Here is a 25062-nt window from a genome sequence, read left to right on the forward strand (position 1 = left end):
TTATAGGTCATAATTTTCTTGTAAAAAAAGAATAAGTTTATTGATGTTTTCAGGGTGTTCTAAACGATGGTAGCCACCTGTGTGTGTCTCTATAAACATAAAATGTTCTAGAAAGCGCTGAGTCTTATGCATATCTACGAGCTCGTCACCGAGTTCTAGATAAGCGACTTGTGGAATATCATGGTTTAAATCAGCTTCTTCGAGTTTAGGATAGTCGTCTCGAAATGTTGGAGTCAAACTTGGGTTGGCAACAATCGCAGGAAGTTGAAATAGGTAAGACATTTTTAGTGCCCAATAGCCACCAATGCCATGACCGATGAGTAAGTCTGGTTTTATTTTTTGAATTGTATCTTCGTAAAAGTGTTGTACAGTTTCAAAGTTTAAATTTCTATAATCAACATTAATACAAAACTTATTTTTAGATGTAAGGACGTGAAACTTTGTTGACTCTTTTGATGAGTCAAGCCCATGTAAAAATAATATTTTAATATCGTATGCCTTCATTTATAAGTACATCTAGTAAGAGTATTGATGACAAACTATATTTTTAATTATAGTTAACCGTGTTTTGAGTCATTTTAAGAAAAAAACTGACCTTTGAAAGCTAGCAAATAGTCTAAGGGAAATAAAAAATGAATATTTTTTGCGTTCTTAGTCAAGAATAGATTAGAAATGAAAGTGAATTCTGCTATTCTATAAAACTTCTTTTTTATTATTTTTAGAGGCAGAGATGACGCAAAACAACGCTCAGTCGAGTTCTGAACAAACTATTTCCGAAAACGATTTAATTGCACAGCGTCATGCCAAGTTAAAACAGATTCAAGAGCAAGCCAAGGAAAAAGGTGTAAGCCCTTGGCCAAATAGTTTTAAACGTGAACACTATGCAGCCGATCTACAAAAACAATTCGAAAATAAAGATAAAGCTGAAATTGAAGCATCTGAACACGTATATGTAAAAGTTGCCGGACGTATTATGTTGAACCGTGGTTCTTTCATGGTTTTACAAGATATGACAGGGCGTATACAGCTTTATGTTGACCGTAAAGGCTTACCAAAAGAACAACTCAATGCTATTAAAAGCTTAGATTTAGGCGATATCGTTGCTGCGACTGGCTATATTGGGCGTTCAGGTAAAGGTGATTTATACGTTCATTTAGAAGCATTTGAGCTACTCACAAAATCATTACGCCCATTGCCAGATAAGTTTCATGGTCTGAATGATACGGAAGCAAAATACCGTAAGCGTTATTTAGACCTGATTGTAAATGAAGAAACACGTAAGACCTTTGAAATTCGTGCACAAGTCGTTGCAGGGATTCGTCAGTACTTAGTTGCTGAGCGTTTTATGGAAGTTGAAACACCAATGATGCATATCATTCCAGGTGGTGCTTCGGCAAAACCATTTGTAACGCATCATAATGCATTAGATATGGACTTATTCTTGCGTATTGCGCCTGAGTTATATTTAAAGCGTCTTGTTGTGGGTGGTTTTGAGCGTGTATTTGAAATTAACCGTAACTTCAGAAATGAAGGGGTTTCTACACGTCATAATCCTGAATTCACCATGATTGAATTCTATCAAGCGTATGCTGATTATAAAGATTTAATGCAACTGACTGAGAATATGCTTGAGAAGTTGGCACTAGATATTTTAGGTTCAACAGATTTACCGTATGGCGAAGAAGTCTATAGCTTTAAAGGGCCATTCAAAAAAATCTCTATGTTTGATGCAATTTTAGAGCATAACCCAAGCTTTACGGCAGAAAATGTTGCAGATCGTGAGTTCCTTGCAAATTATGTACGTGAAACTCTAAAAGAAGAAGTGAAGCCAGGTTTTGGTTTAGGTAGACTTCAAACCATCGTATTTGAAGAAACTGTTGAAACTGAGTTAAGACAGCCTACTTTTATTACAGAATATCCTGCGGAAACTTCGCCACTTGCACGCCGTAATGATGACAACCCACATGTAACAGACCGTTTTGAATTCTTTATTGGTGGTCGTGAGTTGGCAAATGGTTTCAGCGAGTTGAATGACCCGATTGATCAAGCTGAACGTTTCCAAGCACAAGTTGAAGAAAAAGATGCGGGTGATGATGAGGCAATGCACTATGATGCAGACTTTATTGAAGCACTTGAGTATGGTTTACCACCAACAGCAGGGCAAGGTATTGGTATTGACCGTTTAGTAATGCTATTTGCAAATGCACCAAGTATTCGTGATGTATTATTATTCCCACATATGCGCCGTAAAGATGTTTAATTCATAGCATATGTGTGTGAAAGCCCTCTTTAAGAGGGCTTTTTATTTGCTTATCCGATTATAATGATAAAAACATTCAGTTTTATAGATGTGTAAGTGTCATATATGCTGTTTTTTATTTAACAGGTAATCACATGGCAAAGACAATACATTCATTAAACACGCTGCTGACAGAAATGCAGTTACCTCATGAGTTGATACAAGGTAATGAAAGACTTGATGAAATAGTTGAGATGAAAAGTTTTATTGAAGCATTAACTTTGTTACAGCAGCAGTGGCATTAGAGGGCGAATTTATTTATTTGTCATGATTAAAATTTATGATGGAATGTTCATATTCTAAGAATTAATTTTAATGTTCAAACAGACATTTGCTTTTTGTATTAGTGCAATGATATATACGGCAGTCGTGGCAAGTCCTTTAGTTATTGCACACCGTGGTGGTACAGCGGATGCCCCTGAAAATACAGTCAATACAATACAACAGGCATTAACCAATAAGGCAGATATTATATGGATCACGGTACAACTGACTAAAGATAAAATTCCTATATTGTATCGACCTTCAAATTTATCGAGTCTTACCGATGGTCAAGGTTTCGTTTCTCAGTATAACTATGATCAGCTAGAAAGACTCAATGTTGCATATGCTTTTGACCAACAACATCAGGTACATTTGAGTGAAAAAATACCAACACTAGAACAGGTTTTAGATCACTTTCCAAACACACGATTTTTTATAGATATTAAGTCTCCTGATGCCAATCCAACCGAAATGGCGCAGGCTTTAGAACAAGTGGTTACAAAGAAACATGCTGAGAACAAAGTCCTTTTTTATTCAACAAACAGTGCGTTTTTAGACCATCTGCCAGTAAGTTTACATAAATTTGAAACAAGGGATGAAACACGAAGTTTACTCACGCATATTTTACTCTCAGGTGGTCAATGTCCGATTCATAAGCAAAATAATCATTCAAAATGGTATGGGTTTGAGCTAAGACGTAAGGTAGATGTGGTTGAGAAATTTACTTTGGGCGAGGGGCATACAGCGGCTGAATTGGTTTGGAATAAAGCCGCGGTAAAGTGCTTACGTTCGGGGGGCGCATCTGTCGTATTATTTGGTGTAAATAACCCTGAAGATTATAAACTAGCGAAAAAACTACATGCTGATGCAGTAATGGTAGATTCTTTAGTAGATTTTAATCATAAAAAGTAGTGTTTCTCGCTTTAACAATCGTGTGTTAAAGCGAGAAAGGTTTTAATTTTCTTTTTCTTCTATCGTTTCTTTAGGAAGTAATGGTATATCTACCATGATACGTGTAACTAAGAGCTGATCTATTTTGTAATGGTCTACATCAACCACCTCAAATTTAAAGCCATTGAATTCGACAAAATCTGCTGGACGTGGCACTTTACGTAATTTATACATCATAAAGCCTGCAACAGTTTCATAGTTTTCTTCATCGGGCATTTCATCGATATCTAAAGAATGTTTCATGTCTTCAATAGGTGTGCTGCCTTCGATGAGCCAAGAGCTGTTATCACGTTTAATGATTTGTTGCTCTTCATCCATTGGTGTGACCCAGTCACCCATTACGGTGCTCATAACGTCACTTAAGCTAATAACACCAACGACCCAAGCATATTCATTGATGACAACTGCAAATTTTTCTTTACTCGCACGGAATCGGTCTAAGACCTCTGAGAGCGTCAGTGTATCTGGAATTGTTAATACCGTACGAATGGTAGATTCATTTAGTTGATTGATTTTTTGATTATTTAAAATTCTAACCAAAATATCTTTGGCATCAACATAGCCAATGACTTGGTCGATATTTTCATTACAAACTAAAAACTTAGAAAATGGATATTCTGCAAGTTTTTGACGAATACTTTCTTCAGATTCATTCAGTGTAAAGAAAATAACATTTTCACGTGTTGTCATACTTGAAGGTACAGTGCGCTCTTCAAGCTCGAAAACATTTTCAATAAAGTGATGTTCTTGTTTGAGTAATACACCTGCTTGAGCACCTGCTTCCATGACTGCTGCAATATCATCAAAGGTAATATTGTCTTCACGAATCGTATTTACTTTAAAAATACGAAATAAGAAGTTTGTAATTGAGTTGATGATCCAAGCCAGTGGCTTACATATTTTGATATAAATAAGCGTTGGCTTGATGACTGACATCGCAATTTTTTCAGGAGCAATCATTGCGAGGCGTTTTGGCATAAAGTCGGCAAATAGAATAAATGCCAATGTTACAAATAGGAAGGATAAGCCAAAAGCTGCATTTTCAATCCAAGCACCTTCAAAAAAGTGATTGAGAATTCTAAGAGATAACTCACGAAAAGCAGGCTCACCCACAATACCACCTAAAATGGCAGCTGCATTTAAGCCAATTTGTGATGCTGCAAAGAAATCAGCGGATTGTTCTTGAATATCAAGGACTTTTTTGGCGCGTTCATCGCCAGCTTCTGCTAAAATTTTTAATTTAACTTTTCTTGCACCCGCTAAAGCAATTTCAGCGAGGGCTAAATAACCACCTCCTACAATGAGGAAGATGACAATAATCATACTTTGAAAAAAGCTCACAATGCACCTGTGTTTATAAGTTTGGCATCATTTAGTTTATTTTTAACACAAAATCATGCAGGTTGGTAAGAGATACCAACCCTTAAAATAATTAATAATGTAAATGTTTTGAATGATTGGCATACAATTCACGATTTTCTTCTTCAACCATTTGACGCGCAACATATAAAATAAGTTGGCGTAACCAACGATGTGCAGGGTGGTGGTGAAGTAAAGGACACCATGCCATTTTTAGTTCGATATCTGGAATATAAAATGGCGGTTCTTTTAGAATTAATCCTTGATGTTTTGCCTGTTGTCTTGCAATGCGTGTTGGTAGTGTTGCGATTAGATCAACATTTTTTGTAAGCAGAGCAGGCATTTGATAGTGTCTTGTAAATATCGAAATTTTACGTTTTTGCCCAATCCGTTCTAAAGCTTGGTCAATCCAACCTAAGCCCGCTTGTTTATCTGGGTTTACACCGAAACCAATGCCCATTCCTGTTTTAGATACCCAGATATGATGTGCATCCAAATAATTTTTAAGGTTTAAATTATGGATGTTGGCATGATTTGGGTTAAGTAAACAAGAAAAGCTATCACGCCATACGAGCACTTGGTGGAAGCTTTGCGGTATTTCATTAAAGCGATTAATTGCAAGATCAACTTTACCTTGTTCCATGTCTCGATAAGAGACATCACTTGGCGTTAAAAAATCTAATACAACATTAGGCGCTTCTGACCGTAAAGCTTTAACGAGTCGAGGTACAAGCGTTGCTTCAGCATAATCAGAAGTCATAATTCTAAATACACGATTACTTTTGTACGGTCTAAACTCTGTACGTGGTTCTAAAATCATAGACAAATCTGAAAGTACATCTCGAACACGTGGTTGGAGTTCTAATGCTCTTTCAGTTGGCGTCATGCCTTCAGAGGAGCGAATGAGTAAAGGGTCATTAAACAATGTACGTAGACGACGAAGAATATTACTCATTGCAGGTTGGGTTACACCCAATTGTTCAGCGGCGCGAGTGACATTTTTCTCACGTAGTAATACGTCGAGATAAATAAGTAAATTTAAATCAACTCGCTCAAGATTCATAAAATAAATACCGCTGTTAAAGCCATAAAACGAATTGATATTATGCCATAAGAGAGGCTACTTGTGTGAAAAATAGAAAGTATGCAATCTAGTTAGAATGACTTATTGTATTTTATGGATTAGTAATTTTTATTTTAAATTAAACCTCAATTAATCATTGGTAACTATAGTGAACTATTAAAAGTTAAATATTTGAAAGTATATAATATTGGACAATTATGGATATAGTTATCATAGCCATTGCTGGTTTTTCTACCGGATTAACAACATACTTGTTTGGCTTCAGTGGAGGGTTTGTTGTAGTGCCATTTGTATATCAGGTATTATCTAATCAATTTCCATATGATCAAAATATAATGCACATTGCTGTTGCAACATCTACAGCTGTAATGGTGTTTAACGCTGCATTTGCAACATATAATAATCTAAAGAAAAAACTAATAGATAATAATGTAATATTTCCTTTAATTTACTATATTGCTATTGGATCTGTACTAGGGGCTTTATTATCTTATCAGGTCTCAGATCATTTAATAAAAAAATTATTTATTGTATATATGCTAGTAACAATAGCTGATTGTATTTTTAGGAAAGGTTTTTTCAATATAAAAAAGAGAAGCCCTCTTTTTTTGTTTGCGAAAAGATTTGGTGGAATACTTATTGGTAGTATAGCAACTTTACTTGGCGTTGGAGGTAGTGTTATGACTATTCCGCTGCTTAAAAGACATGGCTATGGTATGGCTAAAAGTGTTGCTGCAGCAAATCCACTGACATTACCTATTGCTATAATAGGTACATTTATCTATGCTTTTTTATCGCCAACGGTTTATAGTCAAGTTTATAATTATCAAGGTCTTATAAATATAAGTATTTTGGGGGTACTTGTGATTTTTGGAGCATTAGGTATTATTCTAGCTAGATTTTTACCTAAAATTAGAGATGATATTCACTCAAAAATATATGTATTTTTATTAATATTGGTGACTATATCTATAATATTATAGGTGGAGACTATACTTTACTATCTAGATATTTACAAGATATCTATATGCTTATTTCCTTTTAAATGTAATATGTTAATATTTTTTATATAACAAGAGACATATTAAATATAACATGAATAAAAATCATATATTTTCTGTAGATATTATTAGAGGTTTTTCAATTCTTCTTGTTCTTTTACATCATTTTAATATTCCATATAAATTACACCTAGCTTGGTTTAATATTTTATGCCGTAATGGAAATTATGGTGTAACAATGTTCTTTGTTGTTTCTGGATTTCTAATTACTCGCAATAGCCTCAATAGATATGGAAATATTTCAGGTATTGATTTTAAAGACTTTTATATTCGACGTGCAGCAAGAATTCTACCGTGTTTATTTTTATTGGTGGCATTAGTATCGTTACTTGTTTGGGCAAATTTCCCAGTTTTTGTAAATCATGAACCTAATGGCATGCATGTTTCTTATGCAGCTACTGTTTTAGCGGCTTTAACATTTTGTATGAATATTCTAGTTATTCATTATGGTTGGGTTAACTACGTATTGGGTGTTTTGTGGTCTTTATCTGTTGAAGAAGTATTTTATCTTGTATTTCCAATCTTATGTTTTTTTCTAAAGAAGCGTCGGTATATCGTTATATTATTAATTTTTACGACGTTGTACGCTATATATTATCGATCTAATTTTTATTTAAATGCTAACGAAGCATACTTGTATCACTATTTTTCAAGTTTTGATGCAATCGCAATAGGGTGCTTCTTAGGTTTATTTTTTGATAGAAGAAAATATAGCTATTTATTTTATAATTTTAGGTATCTTATTATTTTATTAATGATATTTTTGTACTGTTATGCACCAATAAAACTCGTGAGTACTTGGAGTATGACCGTCTTTGCTATTTTAACAGCCCTATTAATTTATGCATATCAAAATAAAATAAGCGAAGAAAAAATATTTTTCCCATTTATATGGCTAGGTCATCGGAGTTATGAAGTTTATCTATTTCACTTGGTTATACTTGGGCTAGTTAAAATGAATTATATTCCAAGTACAACTAATGATTTAACAAAATGGTTTATATGTATTATTTATTTGGGTTTAAGTATGATGTTGGGTTCTTTGATCGAAAAATATTATTCACGTCCAATGAATAAAAAAATTAGATCAAAATTTATAAAACTAGGTTGAGACCTTATAGAGGTATCAACCTTTATATTAAGAAAGTTAATTTTTTAATTTTATTTGCTGTAAGGTTGAAAGTAAGTACTTTTGATCAGATGGGGTTAAATGTTTGAATTTAACTTCATGCATGAAATCATTTTGGTTAAAAGTATAGCTAGGATTTCTTTTTAGTGTTGAAGCAATTTCTTTCATCATTTGTACTGTGAGGTCTGAAATGTGTGTTCTTATATGATCTAAGCTTTCAGGATGTAATTGAATATTTGGTTCTGAGAGCCAATCGGCAATATAACGATACTGGACTGCTTTTGCGACATTCATTTGAGCTACAATGAATGGTTTAACGCTTTCGGGATTTAATCCTTCTATATCTGCAATATTGAGTGTTTTTTCAAGAACCTTTTGTTCTTGATCTAAAACCTCTACAGGTTGATGTGTTTGATATTTATTTGCTGCTACATCTTGCTACATCTGGCATAAATGCTAAACGTTGGTTTATCAAATTGAATAAAGGTGAGGATGTTTGTGCAAAAGTATGTACTGAAAATAAAATAGAGCAGAGAAAAATAACTGATTTATACATAACAAAATACTGAAAGGTAAAATCTGAATATAGCAAAATTTATACTGTGCTGAAGTTCTTTTATTTATTAAAATAAAGGGGTCGAAATAATGATTTCGACCCCTAGCATCAATTACTGACCAAAACGGCTAAGGTCTTCTTCAGGGCGAGGTGTTAGAATTTCAACACCCGTATCTGTAACTAAAAGCGTATGTTCATATTGTGCAGATAACTTATGATCTTTTGTTACAACTGTCCATTTATCACCTAATGTTTTTGTTTGCCAAACACCTACATTTACCATTGGTTCGATGGTGAAAGTCATACCAGTTTCAAGACGCATACCCGTATCTTTCTGGCCGTAATGAAGAATCTGTGGTTCATCATGGAATGTTAGACCAATACCGTGACCACAATATTCACGAACGACACTAAATCTTTCAGATTCAACATACTTTTGAATGACTGCGCCAATATCGCCAACATAAGCGCCAGGTTTTACAGTTGCAATTCCACGATAAAGGGCTTCTTGTGCCACTTTACAAAGGCGATTTGCCAAAATTGAAGTTTCACCACCAACAACATACATCATGTTTGTATCCCCATGATATCCGTCTTTAATTACAGTGACATCAATGTTGAGAATATCTCCATTTTTTAATTTTTTATTTTCAGAGGGAATACCATGGCAAACAACATGGTTAACAGAGGTGCAAATAGAATGCTGGAATGCAGCACGACCCGGTGCGGCACCATAGCCTAAACATGCTGGAATTGCATTTTGAACATTCACAATATAATCGTGACAGATTTGATCTAATTCAAGCGTGCTTACCCCAGCCTTGATATGAGGTTTAATCATATCAAGCACCTCTGCTGCTAAACGTCCCGCCACACGCATTTTTTCAATTTCATCTGGTGTTTTGATTAGTCGACGCGGAGCTTCGTAAGTACTATTCATGATCTCTAAAAACTTTTGGTAATTTGTGTGTGACTATGGTATAAATACGCACCCGTTTTATCAAATGCTTTTCGTGAATAAATTGATATTCTCGTAAGTAAATGACAAGGCGTTAAGAAAAAATCCGCACATATGTCGACACATTGCTCTGGGTGCCCAAAGTTGGGTGGAGAATGAGGACATATGGAGGCCTAACCCAAATTAAAGGTATTAAAATGGCAGATTATAACGTAGGTATGCGCGACCTTCTTCAAGCAGGCGCACACTTCGGTCACCAAACACGTTTCTGGAACCCAAAAATGCGTCAATACATTTTTGGTGCACGTAATAAAATTCACATCATTAACCTTGAGCACACTGTTCCAGCGTTAAATGATGCTTTGAACTATGCAAACCAATTGGCTAGCAAAAAGAACAAAGTTTTATTCGTGGGTACAAAACGCGCTGCTGCAAGCATCATCCGTGAACAAGCTCAACGCGCTGGTCAACCATATGTAGATCACCGTTGGTTAGGTGGTATGTTGACGAACTGGAAAACACTTCGCCAATCTATCAACCGTTTAAAAGACCTTCAAGTTCAATCACAAGACGGTACTTTTGCTAAACTTACTAAACGTGAAGCATTAGAACGTACTCGTGAAATGGAAAAACTTGAGCGTGCTTTAGGCGGCGTTAAAAACATGGGTGGTTTACCTGACGCATTATTTGTAATCGACGTTGATCACGAAGCGATTGCAATTAAAGAAGCTAAGAACCTTGGTATTCCTGTAATTGGTATCGTTGATACAAACTCTAACCCAGACAATGTTGATTACATCATTCCTGGTAATGATGATGCGATCCGTGCAGTAACACTTTATGCTTCTGCAATGGCTGATGCGATTCTTGCTGGTAAAGAATACGCTCAAACTCAAGCGAATGCTCAAGCTAAAACTGAAGAAGCAAAAGAAGCTGCTTCTGAGGCTTAATGCGTTTTGACGCAAGCTTGTCATTTTTGCGACATGTAATGGTGGCAAATTAAGCGTCGAGAGAAAGCAAACGGCCCATATCTTTTTTGGGCCGTTTTTCTTAAAAGATTTACTTTCTACCTTATTTAGGAGAATAACATGACTGCAATTACTGCAAGCATGGTAAAAGAATTACGTGACCGTACTGGTCTTGCAATGATGGAATGCAAAAAAGCTTTAACAGAAGCGAATGGTGATGTCGAAGTTGCGATTGATAACCTTCGTAAATCTGGTCAAGCAAAAGCTGCTAAAAAAGCAGGTAACATTGCTGCTGACGGTGCAATTACAATTGTTCAAAATGGTAATAAAGCTGTACTAGTAGAAGTTAACTGCCAAACTGACTTTGTTGCAAAAGACGAAAACTTTGCAAAATTCTCTAACCAAGTCGCTGAAATTATTTTAGCAACTGGTGAAACTGATGCTGCAAAACTTGCTGAAGTTAAGTTTGATGAAACTCAAACTATTGAAGAAGCACGTATTGCATTAGTTCAAAAAATTGGTGAAAACATCCAAATTCGTCGTGCAATAATCATTGAAGGCGAAAACCTAGCTGTTTATAAGCATGGTCTAAAAATTGGTGTTGTTGTATCTTACACTGGTGATGCAGATACTGGTAAAGGTCTAGCAATGCACATTGCTGCATTTAACCCTGTTGCAGTAAATGCAGAATCTGTTCCTGCTGAGCTTGTTGCAAAAGAAAAAGAAATTGCTGAAGCAAAAGCAATTGAATCTGGTAAGCCTGCAAACATCGTTGAAAAAATGGTTACTGGTTCAGTTGAAAAATACTTGAATGAAGTTACGCTTGAGCGTCAAATGTATGTAATCGACAACGATAAGAAAGTTGCTGATATACTTAAGTCTACAGGTACAACTGTAGCACAATTCGTTCGCTTTGAAGTAGGTGAAGGAATTGAGAAAAAAGCAGAATTAAGCTTCGCTGAAGAAGTTGCTGCTGCACAAGCTGGCGCTAAATAATTTAGCCTAGTGAAAAAGCCCCTTTATTGGGGCTTTTTTTATACATCGGTGTATTTAGAGGTAATTGGAATGAATAAGAATAAAAATATTATTATATTTATTGTGGCAATTCTTATAGGTGTTTTCGCATATAAATCTTTTCAAAAGATACATCAACCACAGCCTAAAACAAATATTGTCTATCAGCAGCCACAAAATAAGCAGAATGTTTCTGAAAATCAAACAATTCAGCAAGCTTACAAAAATCATCAAAGTAATGTTATTGTTGAAGGTGAGGGTGTTGTTAAGAAAGTATTACGTACAGATAATGAAGGTTCTCGCCATCAAAAATTTATTCTAGATGTTGGGAATAAACTTACTATTCTTGTTGCACATAATATCGACCTTGCATCTGAAATTCCTAAATTAGCAGTTGGTGAGACCGTTAAGTTTAAGGGAGAGTATGAGTATAATGAAAAGGGTGGAGTTCTACACTGGACACATAAAGACCCTCGTCAGAAGCATGAAGATGGATGGCTAAATGTTGCTGGTACGATATATCAGTAATTTAGATAAAATTAAAGCCACAATTTTTGTGGCTTAAGTCAAATATATAGAAGAGATTATTATAAAGCTTCAGTGTAAAATATAATTATGAGTTTGGTCCATCTACGCGTTCGATACTTACTTTTGCTGTACCTTCATTTGTTAGACCAATACGTTTGGCTGCACCATAAGAAAGGTCTAAGACACGATTGCCATGGAATGGGCCTCTGTCATTAACTTTAACTACAACGCTACGACCATTATCTTTATTTGTCACACGGATATAACAGTTAAGAGGGAGGCTTCTATGGGCAGCAGTGAGTGCATTCATATCGAATGTTTCACCATTGGCAGTTTTGCGACCATGGAATTGGCGACCATACCAAGATGCAATACCTGTTTGTGTAAAGCGACGTACAGTATTTGATGCAACTGTATTTAAGCGATCAATCATTGATGGCTCATCTTTTGGTACAGTTACTTTTGATGCAAGTGTCTGATTACGGATACGGTCTTCTGAATTTGAAAAGTGATTAAAAGACGGAATATATCGGTTTGAATCATTGTCACGATTAACAACACGTGCGGCTAAGTTTTCACTTTCGTTATCAACATTGTTGAAAGATGATTGAACTAAGTCGGCTTGGGTTTGTGACAGTACTAACCCGAAGGTTACTGCCACAAGGGCTTTCACGGGGAAGCGCATGAATAATCTCCTAGAAGAGTTTTATTTTTCAATGTAAACTATTGAAAAATAATAACATCTGTCTATAAATAGACTTCGGCTACTGTATTTGACGTAGCATGAATAATATGCGTCAAATACAAGTAGTGTCTACCTTACCATATGGTATAGTTACAAAAAGTCCGCATTCAAAAGCTTTTTTGATTACTAATTAATCAAATATGTAATGAAATATTTCAAAAATGAAGTTTTAGATATTTTTTTTAATTTTCTATTTCATTACCGAGTTGCCATACTGCTGTTGCATACATACGGCTGCGGTTATAGGTGGTAATCACTTGAAAATTAGGATAGGTAATATAATAAATAGGTCCATATTCGCCTTGTAATTGTATTAAATTAACAAGCTCAAGATCATCTATGTTGACTAGAGGGTTGAGTGGTTGAACACCTTGTTGTCTTAATAATCCATAGGGTAAAGGGTTGCTTAAATTTTGTGAGATAACAGCATCTGGATTATTACCTTTATATTGTGCAGGAAATCCAATAGGCTGATCTTTCTGCCAACCTTGCTGTGCTAAATAGTTTGCAATTGAAGCAATTGCATCGGGTGCAGAGTTTCTTAAGTCAACATGACCATTCCCATCATAATCAACACCATATTTCGCAATGTTACTTGGCATAAATTGAGGGTAGCCAACTGCACCTGCATATGAGCCTGTGATGGAAGAAATTGGATCTCCATCTTTATATGCCCATGCGATGAGCGCACCGAGTTCATCACTAAAGTAATCTGCACGCTTAGGGTAGCCAAATGCAAGTGTAGCAAGTGCATCACGGGTAATAATAGAACCTTTATTGCTACCAAAGCCTGTTTCAACACCAAGTATTCCTAGGATAATAGACTGAGGTACACCAAACTGTTGCTCTGCACGTTGTAGAGCATCGGCATATTGGCTTTTAAATTGAATGCCTTTTTGAATTGTTCCTGAAGTTAGAAACATACTTTGGTATTGATACCACGGTTTACTTTCCCCCGGACGTTGCATAATGCTTAAAATATTCGGCCGTGCTTTTGCATCAGCCATGGCTTGGTCAATTTGGTCTGAACTCAAACCATATTTTTGCATTGCATTTTGTTTGAATGCATCATAATTGGGTGCATTTATAAAGTCATTTGCCTGACAAAAAGAGGTACATAAAAAAGCAGTACTTAAGATAGTAATGTGCTGACCAATCTTATTTAGTTTTTTTAGCCACATAGTTTTTCCAATATATTATCGATGTGTATGTATTGACATCACAATTCCAAACGTTGTCATGAGTGTAATAATTGCTGTCCCACCATAACTCATAAATGGTAGAGGTACACCTACAACTGGTAAAATACCACTGACCATTCCTGCATTGACAAATACATATACAAAAAATGACAAACCATAGGTACTTGCGAGTAAGCGTCCATAGTTGTGAAAAGAGTTCATCCCAATTTGAAAAGTTCGGCAAATAATTGCGAAATATAGAAGAATAAGTAAAGTGACTCCAATAAGTCCAAACTCTTCTGAATATGCAGCAATCACAAAGTCGGTATGTCCTTCAGGTAGGAAGTGCAAATGTGACTGTGTTCCATGTAAAAACCCTTTGCCTGAAAATCCACCTGATCCAATTGCTGTTTTAGATTGAATAATATTCCAACCTGTACCTAGTGCATCAGCTTCTGGATTTAAAAGAGTAAGTACGCGCTGTTTTTGGTAATCATGTAATAAAAACTCCCAAGCGATAGGAATAATAAGACCTGCTGCTGCAATTGCTGCTGCAATGAGTTTCCAAGATAAGCCACTTAAGAAAAGTACAAAAATACCACTTGCTAAAACAAGAAGAGATGTACCTAAGTCGGGTTGTTCTGCAATAAGAATAAAAGGAACAAAAATGAGAATAAGCGTAATAAAAACACTTTTAAAACTAGGTGGAAGAGGGTATCTGGTTAGAAACCATGCTGCCATCATTGGCATACCAATTTTCATAAATTCACTAGGCTGAACACTTCCTATACCAGGGACATCAAGCCATCGCTGCGCACCTAATCTAATTTCACCAACAGCTTTGACCGCGGCTAAACAAACAATGCCAAATATATAAAAATAGGGTGAAAATGTTTGGAATACTTTTGGTGGAATTTGTGCAATCACAACCATGACAATAAAGCCAATACCAAAGCTAATCGCTTGCTTGGTTACAAGTCCTGTATCTTGTGCCGATGCACTATAAAGGACAACAAGCCCTAAACATGCACAAAGAAGTAAGAATAAGAAGAGCCATGGATCAACATGAATTTTTTGCCAACGTGATGGTCGCATTGCTGTACTCAGACCATCACGAGGTGCTTGTCGTAAGAATTTATATTGTGAGCTTGGTGGCATGGTATTGTCTAAATTGGTGATGATCAGCAGAGCTGAATGCTAACATAATCAAGATATTTTCTTATCTGATGAATACAAAAAAATAGCACAAATTAGGGTGTATTAAAGAATAGTTGGTCATGATGGTGTGCAATGATTTTTAACTCTTCTTTATTTAAACGAGGAATAATTTTGTCTATTGCAATATGAACAGCTTTTGTAATGCCTGTACAGCCAATATCAGCCGCTTTTCTTTTAATCATGCCTAAATCAAGTGTTTGATAAAAGTCGTGCATATAATAACGAATGGTTTCATCTGCAAAGAGTTTGTAGTGTTCAGCCAATAGGAATAAGTCGACTTTTTCTCCTTTTTTAAGCTGAGAAAAGTTTTCTTTTAGGTTGATGGTAATATGGGACTCGAGTTGCTCACCAACATAGTCTTGTTCATCTACTTTAAATATACTTTTTTTTGAAAATTGGATAGATTGCTGAACTGTTTTATTAGAGGCTTTACCAAGCAATTGTTTAAGCAAGGCAGATACACTTGATTCGATAAATCGAGCTAGTTTTTCGGCAATGTCTCGTTTTTCATTTTTAGGGAAGTCTTCAACGACATTAATAAGAAGTGCCTGAATAATTTCTTTATTAATGAGTAAAGCAATATCATTTCTTAATGGGTAGAGTTCTTCTGAGTCATTTTTTTTTTGAATAATTTCTTGAATTTTTGTGAGTAAAGTCGGAGATGGAATAAAACCAAAATGTGCCATGAATTTTTCACTCTGTTGGTGGCATGAAACGAGTTGTATTATAAGAAGAAATTAGTAATGAAGTATATAAATATTAAGAGATATACCTTATATTTAAAGTATATCTCTATTAAGTTTGGGTTATTGTCTAGATAGGCGTAGGGGAGTTTGAGGAAGCCAAGATAGATGGGAAACACGACAAGGATTAATATCTAAACCACCTCTACGTGTATAAGCGGCATAAACCATTAATTTGTTTGGTTGAAGATTTTGCCAAATTTCTGCAAACATTTGCTCTACACATTGCTCGTGAAAGCCATTATGTTGTCTAAAAGAAATGATATAAGCTAAAAGGCTTTCATGAGAGATCTTTTTACCTTCATATCTAATAAAAACTGTTCCCCAATCGGGCTGTCCCGTAACAGGGCAGTTGCTACGCAATAAATTTGAATATAAATATTCTTCTGTTTCTTGACTTGATGTTGAATCTAATTCAAGTAAAGATGCATCTGGGTGCTGTGATAGTTTTTGCGGTGATAAGTGATCTAAACAAGAACCTTCAGGTTGATTGACTAATAAATCATTTGGATGAGTAAGTTCTAAAGTAATAGGTGCTTGTGCAGCTTGAGAAAGATCTTTTTCAACAGTTTGAACGAGTTCAGAGTGGTTTGCAAAGCAAGTGAAATTTAAGCTGTTGAAATAAAGTTTTAAAGACTTAGACTCAATTAAATATTTTGAGTTGGCAGGAATGTTTAAGCGTCCAATCGCAACCTGTGGAATGTGCTGTGAATTGAGCCATGACAATTCAAAAACATGCCACCAATCATTGCCCTGTTGCACCTCTGATATAGAAGCATATGCCTCGCGAGATGGCTCACGAGGAATTGGAAATAAAATATCAGGCTGATATTGGGTAGGGTATTGGGTTTCTTTACCTAATAAAGACTGTTCGACACTCATTCACGTATTCCTGAACCACGAGATAATAAATAGTAAGCAAATGCATAGAAAACTGCGCAAAATAGTGTAATCACAAGTAGTGATGTTGTCACGTTTACATCACTATGACCTAAAATGCCATAACGAAATGCATTGACCATGTATACGATAGGATTGATGAGAGAAAGCTTTTGCCAAAAAGGGCTAAGTGTACTAATTGCATAAAATACACCGCCAAGATAGGTGAGCGGTGTAAGTACAAATGTTGGTACGATTGAAATGTCATCAAAAGAGCGTGCATACACAGCGTTAATAAAGCCAGCAATAGAGAAAAGAAGGCTTGTAATAATGACAGTATAAACAGTGATGAAAATATTATGTATTTCAAGATGGGTGAAGAATAGACTGACTATAGTGACAATAAAACCAACCAGTACACCGCGACAAATTCCACCAATGACGTAGCCCCAAAGTACTAATGAGAGTGGTACTGGGCTTGTGATAAGTTCTTCAATGCTTTTTTGAAACTTGGCACTATAAAAACTTGAACATACATTCGAATAACTGTTGGTAATGACAGACATCATAATTAAGCCAGGTACAATGAACTGCATGTAACTAAAGCCACCCATTTCTCCAATGCGCGAACCGACTAAGTTGCCGAAAATGACAAAATATAAGCTCATTGTAATTGCAGGTGGTAGAAGTGTTTGTGGCCAAATACGCATAAAACGTCTGACTTCTTTTGTTACAAGTGTCCAAAGCGCAGTCCAGAGCTGATTCATATTCATGAAGATGCTCCTTGTAAGTTTTTCTCTACCATTTTAACAAATAGCTCTTCTAATCGGTTCGATTTATTGCGCATACTGCGGACTTTTATACCTAAAGCTTCAAAAAGTTGGAAAAGCTCATTGAGAGCATGTGCCTTGTCCATTGTCACTTCTAAAGTCATGCTATCTACTAAATTGAACTGAATACCAATAATTTCGATAGATACGGGTTCAATTGCTTCCTCTAAGTCAAAAATAAAAGTTTCTTCATTCAGTTGACTTAAAAAGCTTTTCATTGAGGTATCTTCTTTAATGACACCATGATCGATAATGGCAATGCGTCTGCACAGCATTTCTGCTTCTTCTAAATAGTGCGTGGTAAGAATAATCGCAGTACCATTTTCATTCATTTCACTTAGAAACTCCCACATAGAGCGTCTAAGCTCAATATCTACGCCTGCGGTTGGTTCATCTAAAATAAGTAATTTGGGTTCATGCATCATTGCACGTGCAATCATTAAGCGGCGTTTCATGCCACCAGAAAGCATCCTTGCTTGCATATTTCTTTTAGACCATAAACCTAGTTTTTCTAGGTAATGTTCTGCACGTTTCTCTGCGATTTTTTTGGGAATACCGTAATAGCCTGCTTGAGTCACTAGAATATCAAAGGTCTTTTCGAAGTGACCAAAGTTAAATTCTTGAGGGACGACACCTAAACATTGTTTTGCTTCTGATGGGTGTGTATCTAAGTCATGACCAAATATTTCTATATTGCCAGCAGTTTTTTTGGTTAATGAACTAATGATGCCTATTGTTGTCGATTTTCCTGCGCCGTTAGGACCAAGTAGCGCATAAAATTCACCCTCAGGTACATTTAAATTGACACCTTTGAGTGCCTCAAAACCATTTTTATAGGTTTTTGACAACTCGTGAAGCATTAAAGCATCAGTCATGAATTTCTCACGTATAATTAGATACGATATATTGTGATTGATTATTTTCAATAAACCAAGTGGTCATGTTGTAATTCAGTCTTTCTAAAAAAGAATGATTAAATGATAGACATAAGGATTCACTGGGAATTGAAGGGACTGTATTTTATATTTTTTTTTGTTATGATGTCGCTGCAATTATTATAATGCGCCTATAGCTTAACTGGATAGAGTACAGGTTTCCGAAGCCTGTGGAGTGGGTTCGAGTCCCGCTGGGCGTACCAATTGATCATGTCATATCTTCTCAACTCCTCTCAAAACCATTGAAATATAAAGAATCCAGCATATATTTGTTATCATGACCTCTCATCACTTTTCGTGGATTCTTGCAATTTTTGCGGTAAGTGGCTAATCATGAAAAACGGTTACCGTAAAAGAAAAAACATTAAGACTGTACTTTTAGAATTTTTTATAACTCACATCCATGTAAGTCTTAAATATCTAACAATTATAAGTGGCTAGCTTCTAAAGCTTGTCTTAAATATGGATCTAATTCGGTTTGCTTTAATAGCCATTGAACATAGTCTTTAGGTAAGTCTGAAATAGCTGTACCTTTATGTTTTCCAAAGTTAAGCATTTTAGGAATACGTGCATCTTCAGAGGCTTTATAAAGCTCTTCGATATTATTTACACCTGTATGTGCAATAATATGCATTAAAATATTTGCAGTTAAAATGATATCTGCATCTGCTCTATGTGCACCTTTTAATAGTTCTCTTGCTTTTGAACTGCCTTTACTAATTTGGTAAATCAGAGCTGAAATATTATGTGCCTCTGCATCTGGCCATACAGCACGTGCAAGAGCTAGAGTACAAATAGGCTTAATATTTTTGGTGTCTATTCCACAGTAAGAAATTGCTTTAATGTCATAATCGATATTATGCCCAATAATATATGTTGTTTCTTTGGGTAGCTGAAACTCAGTATAAAAAGGCTGTTGTTCAAGATCAGACTCTAAAATATGGTGAACAGCCATCGAAGCATATGAAATCGGTTCGCCAACTTGATAAAATTGATCAAAAATCTGGTCTTTATGTAGCGTTAGCTTTCCCGCATTGAGCTCAATAGGTGCATAAGCAATTTCTATTGGGAGGCCGTTTAAGTTGTGTGTTTCAGTATCTAATATAATGCTTTGCATACGTTTTAAAGGTCTAAAATTTTATCTTCTATATTAGCATTTTTATAATATTGAGACATGAGAGAAATATTTTGTATCGCTGTAAAAAAAATTTAAGCCAAAAGTGTTTATGTTATTTAATACAAAAAATTAAGAGTATTGATAGATTTATTTTAAATAATCATGTATTTAAACATACAATTAGAATTTATAAAATAAATAATTGAAAAAATTAATTAATGTATAAAGATGAGGTTTTTTTATTGCATCTTGATGAAACTTCATGCAAAAAATAATAAAAGTTCGTGTTAGAATAAACTTCGATTTTAGCACGGCTTAAAAGCCCTAATTAATAGGACCCTCGCTAATGTTTGACAACATCTCAATTTCTGAATTTGATCCAGAATTAGCAAAAGCAATTTCTTCTGAAGATGCTCGTCAAGAAGCTCATATTGAACTTATTGCATCTGAAAACTACTGTTCTCCTGCTGTTATGGAAGCACAAGGCAGTAAATTAACAAATAAATATGCAGAAGGTTATCCTGGCAAGCGTTATTACGGTGGTTGCGAATACGTAGATGTAATCGAACAAATGGCGATTGACCGTGCAAAAGAACTTTTTGGTGCTGATTATGCAAACGTTCAGCCACATGCAGGTTCACAAGCCAATGCAGCAGTATATTTAGCATTACTTAATCCAGGTGATACTGTACTTGGTATGAGTCTTGCGCATGGTGGGCATTTAACGCACGGTTCTAAAGTAAACTTTTCGGGTAAGACATATAACGCTGTTCAATATGGTTTAAACCCAGAAACTGGCGAAATTGATTATGAAGAAGTAGAGCGTTTAGCTTTAGAGCATAAGCCTCGTATGATTCTTGCAGGTTTTTCTGCATATAGCCGTATTGTAGATTGGCAACGTTTCCGTGATATTGCAGATAAAGTAGGTGCGTACTTATTTGTAGATATGGCTCATGTTGCTGGTTTAGTTGCTGCTGGTGTTTATCCAAACCCTGTGCAAATTGCAGATGTAACAACAACAACAACACATAAAACACTACGTGGCCCGCGTTCAGGTCTTATTCTTGCGAAAGCAAATGAAGAAATTGAAAAGAAACTACAGTCAGCAGTATTCCCTGGTAATCAAGGTGGTCCATTGGTTCACGCGATTGCAGGTAAAGCAGTTTGCTTTAAAGAAGCAATGACGCCTGAATATAAAGTTTACCAACAACAAGTTGTTAAAAATGCGAAGGCAATGGGCGAAGTTCTAATGGAACGTGGTTATGAAGTTGTATCTGGTGGTACAGATAACCATTTATTACTTGTTTCTTTAATTAAACAAGATATTACAGGTAAAGAAGCAGATGCATGGTTAGGTTCTGCACATATTACTGTAAATAAAAACTCTGTTCCAAATGACCCACGTTCTCCGTTTGTAACTTCAGGTATTCGTGTTGGTACGCCTGCTGTGACTACACGCGGTTTTGGTGAAGGCGAAGTAAGAGACCTTGCTCATTGGATTGCTGATATCCTTGATAGTAAAGGTGATGACGCTGTAATTGCTGCGGTAAAAGATAAAGTGTCAGAAGTATGTGCTAAATTTCCTGTATATGCTCAGTAATTATTAGTATAGATGCAAATAAAAAAACGGTCATTTTGACCGTTTTTTATTTTAATAGTGAATTATGGGTGTTGAGGGCTAGGAGGTGTAAATGCAAGGGCACATTTACCAGTAAAGTTTTGGCCAGCAATATTTACGCTTTTAGATGAAGGGTTTGTGCTACATACGCTTGATAATTCAGGTTCATCGCCTTTAAGTGCTTTACTTGGTTTTGCAGGGATAAATTGCGCTTGGCAAGTACCATTCCAAAGAATACCATTTGCTGCAAAAGAAACAGGTGCGCCAACAGTTTTGCCTCGACAAACTTGTGCAAAGCGCTGTGGATTATAGTTATTTTCATCATGTTCTCGTGCTTGAGCCATTGTTGCTAGACCAAGCCCAAGGCTTGCACATAATGCAGCGGTTAAAAATTTATTTTTCATTGCTCTTATTCCTTATGTGATCTGTTTGTAGTTGGATTTTAATGCGTACATTTAGTATAAAAAAACAGCATAGTTATGTCATGCCTTTTTAGTAAAATAAATATGCTCCTTTGTGAGTAAATGATATTAAATGCAAATACATGTTGTTTTGTGTGATTTGTATAAAATGTAAATGTATCTCTAAAAAGCATCTTTAAAATAATATTTCTGCTATAATATTGGGTCTTTTTTATTTCTGACGCTAATATTATGCATTATCCTAAAGTTTACGATGTTATCGTTATTGGTGGTGGTCACGCTGGTACGGAGGCCGCACTTGCAGCAGCTCGTATGGGCCGACAGACGTTGCTACTGACTCATAATATTGAGACTTTAGGGCAGATGAGCTGTAACCCTGCAATTGGTGGTATTGGAAAATCTCACTTAGTCCGTGAAATTGATGCACTAGGCGGGGCAATGGGGCTTGCAGCCGATAAGGCAGGTATCCAATTTCGTATTTTAAACTCTAGAAAGGGTGCGGCAGTAAGAGCAACACGTGCTCAAGCTGACAGAGTGTTGTATAAAGCTGCGATTAGAGATACCTTAGAAAACCAAAAAAACTTAGATATTTTTCAGCAAGCTGCAGACGACATTATTGTTGAAGGTGATACTGTTAAAGGTGTTGTCACTCAAATGGGAATCCATTTCGAGACTAAAACGGTTGTATTAACAACAGGCACATTCTTGGGCGGTGTTATCCATATTGGTTTACAAAAATCGAGTGGTGGCCGTGCGGGAGATCCTCCTTCAATCGCGTTAGCAGATCGCCTTAGAGAGTTACAGTTACCTGTCGGTCGTTTAAAAACAGGTACACCACCACGTATTGATGCGCGTTCTGTTGATTTTTCTGTAATGACAGCACAACCTGGAGATTTTCCATCACCAACAATGTCATTTATGGGTGATGCATCTATGCATCCAGAACAAGTGAATTGTTATATTACACATACTAATGAACAAACTCATGACATTATTCGCAGTGGCTTAGATCGTTCACCAATGTATACAGGTGTAATTGAAGGTGTAGGTCCTCGTTATTGTCCTTCTATTGAAGATAAGATTCATCGTTTTGCAGATAAAGATTCTCATCAGGTATTTATCGAACCTGAAGGTCTAACTACGCATGAGTTATATCCAAATGGTATTTCTACTTCGCTTCCATTTGATGTTCAGTTTAAATTGGTTCGTTCAATCCGTGGTATGGAAAATGCACATATTTTGCGTCCAGGTTATGCAATTGAATATGACTACTTTAACCCGCAAGCATTAAAATTTACGTTAGAAACGAAAGCCATTAATAGCTTATATTTTGCTGGTCAAATTAACGGTACAACGGGTTATGAAGAGGCTGGTGCTCAAGGTCTTCTTGCAGGATTAAATGCAGCACGCCGTGCTTGGGAACAAGAGGAATGGACACCAAAACGTGATGAAGCTTATATGGGTGTTCTCGTTGATGATTTAATTACGCTTGGTACAAAAGAACCGTATCGTATGTTCACTTCACGTGCTGAATATCGTTTAATGCTTCGTGAAGATAATGCGGATCAGCGTTTAACAGCCATCGGGCGTGAAATGGGGCTTGTAGATGATGCAAGATGGGCAACGTACTGCGAGAAAATGGAAGCAGTTGAAACCGAGACTGCAAGGTTACAGCACTTATGGGCAGCGCCAAATAACCCAATGGGTAAAAAATTCGTAGAGATGACTGGTGCAGACTTAAGCAAAGAATGTAGTGCAATTGATCTATTAAAGCGTCCTAAAGTGAGCTTTAAGCAAATTGCAGAACTTACAGGCTCTGAAGTAACAGAACAAGTGGGTGAGCAAATTGAGATTGCTGTAAAATATGCAGGATATATCAATCGTCAACAAGATGATGTTGCACAGTTAAAACGTTTGGAAGAAACAAAAATTCCTATTGATTTCGATTATGATATTGTTTCGGGTCTATCAAGAGAGATTACCCAGAAGTTAAAAGCTGTGCGACCAGAAACTTTAGCACAAGCAAATCGTATTCCTGGTGTAACGCCAGCAGCAGTACAATTAATTATGATTACGATTCGTAAAAATAATAGTTCGCGTAAAATTGCATAAAATTTTAAAAAACCTGCATTATTGTGCAGGTTTTTTTTCTTCTACTTCATATACTTGCTGTGCCACTATATATGGTTCTATATGAAGAATTTTTTTGCCAAAGCTTCTGAGCCACCATACCAGTTGAGAGGTGAAAGGTACTGTTGCAGAAACTTCAACAATATTTTCATCTATAGGCTCAATTTCTTGGTCTAGGCTTAATTTACTTTCGTAAAAAGTCTGAGCCGTATTTTCAGTCATTTTTAGTTTAAGCTGAATATTTTTTGTAGGTTGATCATAGTTAACTCTAAAACCAAGTGCACCCGATTCTATATATTCATCAATGTTAAAATTAGCAGGGTGTAATGCACGATGATCTAAGACGGTAGCAGATTTAAATCGATGGAGTGCAAAAGTGCGAACATCTGATTTATCATGCCGAGTACAAATAAGATAAATAATTGCTCCTTTTTGCACGAGAGCCAAAGGGTTGAGTATATAAGTTTTATTTTCCCCCTGATTTGTCCGTGCCTGATAAATACACTCTAGTTGTTTATCTTGCAGTAATCCCTCATAAATTACTTGTTGAGCAACCTTATTGACAATAGGTGGGATGAGCGGTTGTGATGCAGGCACTATGCGTACGCGGTTAATCCACTGTCTCACATTATTTTGTGTAGATAAGCTATGCCTTGCTAAATCAAACCAAGGGTTCATTTCTTCAATTAAGCTTTGTGGTAGTAGATGTCTTAGGTGTTCCTCAACCATCATAAAAGTAACAGCTTGGGAGCTTGTCATCTGTGGTAGGCTTTGAATAGGTGCATTTGCTTGCCAACGCCATCCTTGCGGTGTTTCTCCATTGTTTTCGATAGGGAATCGTTGAGCAAGTTGATTCAGATCACGTTGAATAGTACGTAAACTGATAGCAACACCTTCTCGCTCTAATATTTCTTGTAGTGTTCTAGTACCCGTCCATGTACCTGCTGTGAGCCGAGACAAAATCTGCCATTGTCGGTATAAGCTGTTGGAGGTGTCTTTTTCTTGTATAGACATAATTGATGAATAATTAAGTGAAAATGTTAGATTGTATTTTGAAATATTACGCTAAAAAG

At 36.0% G+C, this 25062-nt stretch carries 24 protein-coding genes, 1 tRNA gene and 1 pseudogene; 11 read left to right on the plus strand and 15 right to left on the minus strand.

Features of this window, described 5'->3' with window-relative positions:
- On the minus strand, positions 1-504 hold the full coding sequence (locus P256_RS00630) for a YqiA/YcfP family alpha/beta fold hydrolase (RefSeq protein WP_023271734.1): 504 nt from the start codon (positions 502-504) through the stop codon (positions 1-3).
- Between the two features lie 226 nt (positions 505-730).
- Here P256_RS00630 and lysS point away from each other — a divergent pair, with 226 nt between their 5' ends.
- From lysS to P256_RS00640, 3 genes are all read left to right on the plus strand, one after another.
- Positions 731-2260: a lysine--tRNA ligase gene (lysS, locus tag P256_RS00635; protein WP_023271735.1), complete on the plus strand. Its 1530-nt coding sequence runs from the start codon at positions 731-733 to the stop codon at positions 2258-2260.
- 134 nt (positions 2261-2394) lie between these two features.
- On the plus strand, positions 2395-2544 hold the full coding sequence (locus P256_RS13195) for a hypothetical protein (protein WP_023271736.1): 150 nt from the start codon (positions 2395-2397) through the stop codon (positions 2542-2544).
- Between the two features lie 70 nt (positions 2545-2614).
- On the plus strand, positions 2615-3475 hold the full coding sequence (locus P256_RS00640; RefSeq protein ID WP_023271737.1) for a glycerophosphodiester phosphodiesterase family protein: 861 nt from the start codon (positions 2615-2617) through the stop codon (positions 3473-3475).
- Between the two features lie 42 nt (positions 3476-3517).
- On the opposite strand, the gene P256_RS00645 is transcribed toward P256_RS00640, so the two are convergent.
- Positions 3518-4855, minus strand: coding sequence for a polyamine export protein PaeA (locus tag P256_RS00645; RefSeq protein WP_023271738.1), 1338 nt, complete (start codon positions 4853-4855; stop codon positions 3518-3520).
- 91 nt (positions 4856-4946) lie between these two features.
- Entirely contained in the window at positions 4947-5936 is a 990-nt protein-coding gene (locus P256_RS00650; RefSeq protein WP_023271739.1) for a LysR family transcriptional regulator, read from the minus strand.
- Between the two features lie 218 nt (positions 5937-6154).
- Between P256_RS00650 and P256_RS00655 the strand changes: the two genes are divergently transcribed.
- Together P256_RS00655 and P256_RS00660 are read left to right on the plus strand one after the other, a co-directional pair.
- Positions 6155-6940: a sulfite exporter TauE/SafE family protein gene (locus P256_RS00655; RefSeq protein ID WP_023271740.1), complete on the plus strand. Its 786-nt coding sequence runs from the start codon at positions 6155-6157 to the stop codon at positions 6938-6940.
- A 112-nt stretch (positions 6941-7052) separates the two neighbouring features.
- Complete coding sequence (locus P256_RS00660; RefSeq protein WP_023271741.1) at positions 7053-8129, plus strand: acyltransferase family protein; 1077 nt, start codon at positions 7053-7055, stop codon at positions 8127-8129.
- 36 nt (positions 8130-8165) lie between these two features.
- Here the strand turns inward: P256_RS00660 and P256_RS12910 are convergent.
- Together P256_RS12910 and map are read right to left on the minus strand one after the other, a co-directional pair.
- Positions 8166-8570: pseudogene (locus P256_RS12910) on the minus strand (chorismate mutase); the annotation flags it as partial.
- 245 nt (positions 8571-8815) lie between these two features.
- Positions 8816-9643 carry a type I methionyl aminopeptidase gene (gene map, locus P256_RS00670; protein ID WP_023271743.1) on the minus strand — a complete coding sequence of 276 codons (828 nt, stop codon included), beginning with the start codon at positions 9641-9643 and terminating at the stop codon, positions 8816-8818.
- Between the two features lie 215 nt (positions 9644-9858).
- Between map and rpsB the strand changes: the two genes are divergently transcribed.
- The 3 genes from rpsB (at position 9859) to P256_RS00685 (ending at position 12171) form a co-directional block, all read left to right on the plus strand.
- Positions 9859-10611: a 30S ribosomal protein S2 gene (gene rpsB, locus P256_RS00675; RefSeq protein WP_023271744.1), complete on the plus strand. Its 753-nt coding sequence runs from the start codon at positions 9859-9861 to the stop codon at positions 10609-10611.
- A gap of 138 nt (positions 10612-10749) precedes the next feature.
- Positions 10750-11625, plus strand: coding sequence for a translation elongation factor Ts (tsf, locus tag P256_RS00680; RefSeq protein WP_023271745.1), 876 nt, complete (start codon positions 10750-10752; stop codon positions 11623-11625).
- Between the two features lie 69 nt (positions 11626-11694).
- Positions 11695-12171 carry a DUF3465 domain-containing protein gene (locus P256_RS00685; protein ID WP_023271746.1) on the plus strand — a complete coding sequence of 159 codons (477 nt, stop codon included), beginning with the start codon at positions 11695-11697 and terminating at the stop codon, positions 12169-12171.
- A gap of 85 nt (positions 12172-12256) precedes the next feature.
- Here the strand turns inward: P256_RS00685 and P256_RS00690 are convergent, their stop codons facing one another.
- The 7 genes from P256_RS00690 to P256_RS00720 all read right to left on the minus strand — a co-directional run bounded on the left by P256_RS00690 (position 12257) and on the right by P256_RS00720 (position 18642).
- Entirely contained in the window at positions 12257-12856 is a 600-nt protein-coding gene (locus P256_RS00690) for a septal ring lytic transglycosylase RlpA family protein (RefSeq protein WP_023271747.1), read from the minus strand.
- Between the two features lie 242 nt (positions 12857-13098).
- On the minus strand, positions 13099-14097 hold the full coding sequence (gene mltB, locus P256_RS00695) for a lytic murein transglycosylase B (protein ID WP_023271748.1): 999 nt from the start codon (positions 14095-14097) through the stop codon (positions 13099-13101).
- A 15-nt stretch (positions 14098-14112) separates the two neighbouring features.
- The gene (gene rodA / locus P256_RS00700) at positions 14113-15255 is read right to left on the minus strand and encodes a rod shape-determining protein RodA (protein ID WP_023271749.1); all 1143 of its coding nucleotides are present in this window, start codon (positions 15253-15255) and stop codon (positions 14113-14115) included.
- A 92-nt stretch (positions 15256-15347) separates the two neighbouring features.
- Positions 15348-16001: a hypothetical protein gene (locus tag P256_RS00705; protein ID WP_023271750.1), complete on the minus strand. Its 654-nt coding sequence runs from the start codon at positions 15999-16001 to the stop codon at positions 15348-15350.
- A 120-nt stretch (positions 16002-16121) separates the two neighbouring features.
- Positions 16122-16940: an NADPH-dependent 7-cyano-7-deazaguanine reductase QueF gene (queF, locus tag P256_RS00710; RefSeq protein WP_023271751.1), complete on the minus strand. Its 819-nt coding sequence runs from the start codon at positions 16938-16940 to the stop codon at positions 16122-16124.
- The gene (locus P256_RS00715) at positions 16937-17710 is read right to left on the minus strand and encodes an ABC transporter permease (protein ID WP_023271752.1); all 774 of its coding nucleotides are present in this window, start codon (positions 17708-17710) and stop codon (positions 16937-16939) included. The genes queF and P256_RS00715 overlap by 4 nt, the downstream gene beginning before the upstream one ends.
- Positions 17707-18642 (minus strand): ABC transporter ATP-binding protein, encoded by a 936-nt coding sequence (locus P256_RS00720; RefSeq protein ID WP_023271753.1) that lies wholly within the window; start codon positions 18640-18642, stop codon positions 17707-17709. The genes P256_RS00715 and P256_RS00720 overlap by 4 nt, the downstream gene beginning before the upstream one ends.
- Before the next feature lie 187 nt (positions 18643-18829).
- Here P256_RS00720 and P256_RS00725 point away from each other — a divergent pair.
- Positions 18830-18905: transfer RNA gene (locus P256_RS00725), tRNA-Arg, on the plus strand.
- A 224-nt stretch (positions 18906-19129) separates the two neighbouring features.
- Here P256_RS00725 and P256_RS00730 read toward each other — a convergent pair.
- Entirely contained in the window at positions 19130-19819 is a 690-nt protein-coding gene (locus P256_RS00730; protein WP_023271754.1) for a putative quorum-sensing-regulated virulence factor, read from the minus strand.
- A 346-nt stretch (positions 19820-20165) separates the two neighbouring features.
- Here P256_RS00730 and glyA point away from each other — a divergent pair, with 346 nt between their 5' ends.
- The gene (gene glyA / locus P256_RS00735; RefSeq protein ID WP_023271755.1) at positions 20166-21419 is read left to right on the plus strand and encodes a serine hydroxymethyltransferase; all 1254 of its coding nucleotides are present in this window, start codon (positions 20166-20168) and stop codon (positions 21417-21419) included.
- Between the two features lie 62 nt (positions 21420-21481).
- On the opposite strand, the gene P256_RS00740 is transcribed toward glyA, so the two are convergent.
- Positions 21482-21841, minus strand: a complete 360-nt coding sequence (locus P256_RS00740) for a hypothetical protein (protein WP_023271756.1) — start codon at positions 21839-21841, stop codon at positions 21482-21484.
- Between the two features lie 249 nt (positions 21842-22090).
- Between P256_RS00740 and mnmG the strand changes: the two genes are divergently transcribed.
- Positions 22091-23971, plus strand: coding sequence for a tRNA uridine-5-carboxymethylaminomethyl(34) synthesis enzyme MnmG (gene mnmG / locus P256_RS00745; protein ID WP_023271757.1), 1881 nt, complete (start codon positions 22091-22093; stop codon positions 23969-23971).
- Positions 23972-23989: 18 nt separating this feature from the next.
- Here the strand turns inward: mnmG and P256_RS00750 are convergent, their stop codons facing one another.
- Entirely contained in the window at positions 23990-25003 is a 1014-nt protein-coding gene (locus tag P256_RS00750) for a helix-turn-helix transcriptional regulator (RefSeq protein ID WP_023271758.1), read from the minus strand.
- Positions 25004-25062: the final 59 nt, after the last annotated feature.

The sequence above is a fragment of the Acinetobacter nectaris CIP 110549 genome (assembly GCF_000488215.1).
Taxonomy (GTDB): domain Bacteria; phylum Pseudomonadota; class Gammaproteobacteria; order Pseudomonadales; family Moraxellaceae; genus Acinetobacter; species Acinetobacter nectaris.

Bases quoted from the DNA above. Each gene is read 5' to 3' on its own strand.
- P256_RS00630 (WP_023271734.1), bottom strand. From the start codon at position 504: ATGAAGGCATACGATATTAAAATATTATTTTTACATGGGCTTGACTCA.
- lysS (WP_023271735.1), top strand. From the start codon at position 731: ATGACGCAAAACAACGCTCAGTCGAGTTCTGAACAAACTATTTCCGAA.
- P256_RS13195 (WP_023271736.1), top strand. From the start codon at position 2,395: ATGGCAAAGACAATACATTCATTAAACACGCTGCTGACAGAAATGCAG.
- P256_RS00640 (WP_023271737.1), top strand. From the start codon at position 2,615: ATGTTCAAACAGACATTTGCTTTTTGTATTAGTGCAATGATATATACG.
- P256_RS00650 (WP_023271739.1), bottom strand. From the start codon at position 5,936: ATGAATCTTGAGCGAGTTGATTTAAATTTACTTATTTATCTCGACGTA.
- P256_RS00655 (WP_023271740.1), top strand. From the start codon at position 6,155: ATGGATATAGTTATCATAGCCATTGCTGGTTTTTCTACCGGATTAACA.
- P256_RS00660 (WP_023271741.1), top strand. From the start codon at position 7,053: ATGAATAAAAATCATATATTTTCTGTAGATATTATTAGAGGTTTTTCA.
- map (WP_023271743.1), bottom strand. From the start codon at position 9,643: ATGAATAGTACTTACGAAGCTCCGCGTCGACTAATCAAAACACCAGAT.
- rpsB (WP_023271744.1), top strand. From the start codon at position 9,859: ATGGCAGATTATAACGTAGGTATGCGCGACCTTCTTCAAGCAGGCGCA.
- tsf (WP_023271745.1), top strand. From the start codon at position 10,750: ATGACTGCAATTACTGCAAGCATGGTAAAAGAATTACGTGACCGTACT.
- P256_RS00685 (WP_023271746.1), top strand. From the start codon at position 11,695: ATGAATAAGAATAAAAATATTATTATATTTATTGTGGCAATTCTTATA.
- P256_RS00690 (WP_023271747.1), bottom strand. From the start codon at position 12,856: ATGCGCTTCCCCGTGAAAGCCCTTGTGGCAGTAACCTTCGGGTTAGTA.
- mltB (WP_023271748.1), bottom strand. From the start codon at position 14,097: ATGTGGCTAAAAAAACTAAATAAGATTGGTCAGCACATTACTATCTTA.
- rodA (WP_023271749.1), bottom strand. From the start codon at position 15,255: ATGCCACCAAGCTCACAATATAAATTCTTACGACAAGCACCTCGTGAT.
- P256_RS00705 (WP_023271750.1), bottom strand. From the start codon at position 16,001: ATGGCACATTTTGGTTTTATTCCATCTCCGACTTTACTCACAAAAATT.
- queF (WP_023271751.1), bottom strand. From the start codon at position 16,940: ATGAGTGTCGAACAGTCTTTATTAGGTAAAGAAACCCAATACCCTACC.
- P256_RS00715 (WP_023271752.1), bottom strand. From the start codon at position 17,710: ATGAATATGAATCAGCTCTGGACTGCGCTTTGGACACTTGTAACAAAA.
- P256_RS00720 (WP_023271753.1), bottom strand. From the start codon at position 18,642: ATGACTGATGCTTTAATGCTTCACGAGTTGTCAAAAACCTATAAAAAT.
- P256_RS00730 (WP_023271754.1), bottom strand. From the start codon at position 19,819: ATGCAAAGCATTATATTAGATACTGAAACACACAACTTAAACGGCCTC.
- glyA (WP_023271755.1), top strand. From the start codon at position 20,166: ATGTTTGACAACATCTCAATTTCTGAATTTGATCCAGAATTAGCAAAA.
- P256_RS00740 (WP_023271756.1), bottom strand. From the start codon at position 21,841: ATGAAAAATAAATTTTTAACCGCTGCATTATGTGCAAGCCTTGGGCTT.
- mnmG (WP_023271757.1), top strand. From the start codon at position 22,091: ATGCATTATCCTAAAGTTTACGATGTTATCGTTATTGGTGGTGGTCAC.
- P256_RS00750 (WP_023271758.1), bottom strand. From the start codon at position 25,003: ATGTCTATACAAGAAAAAGACACCTCCAACAGCTTATACCGACAATGG.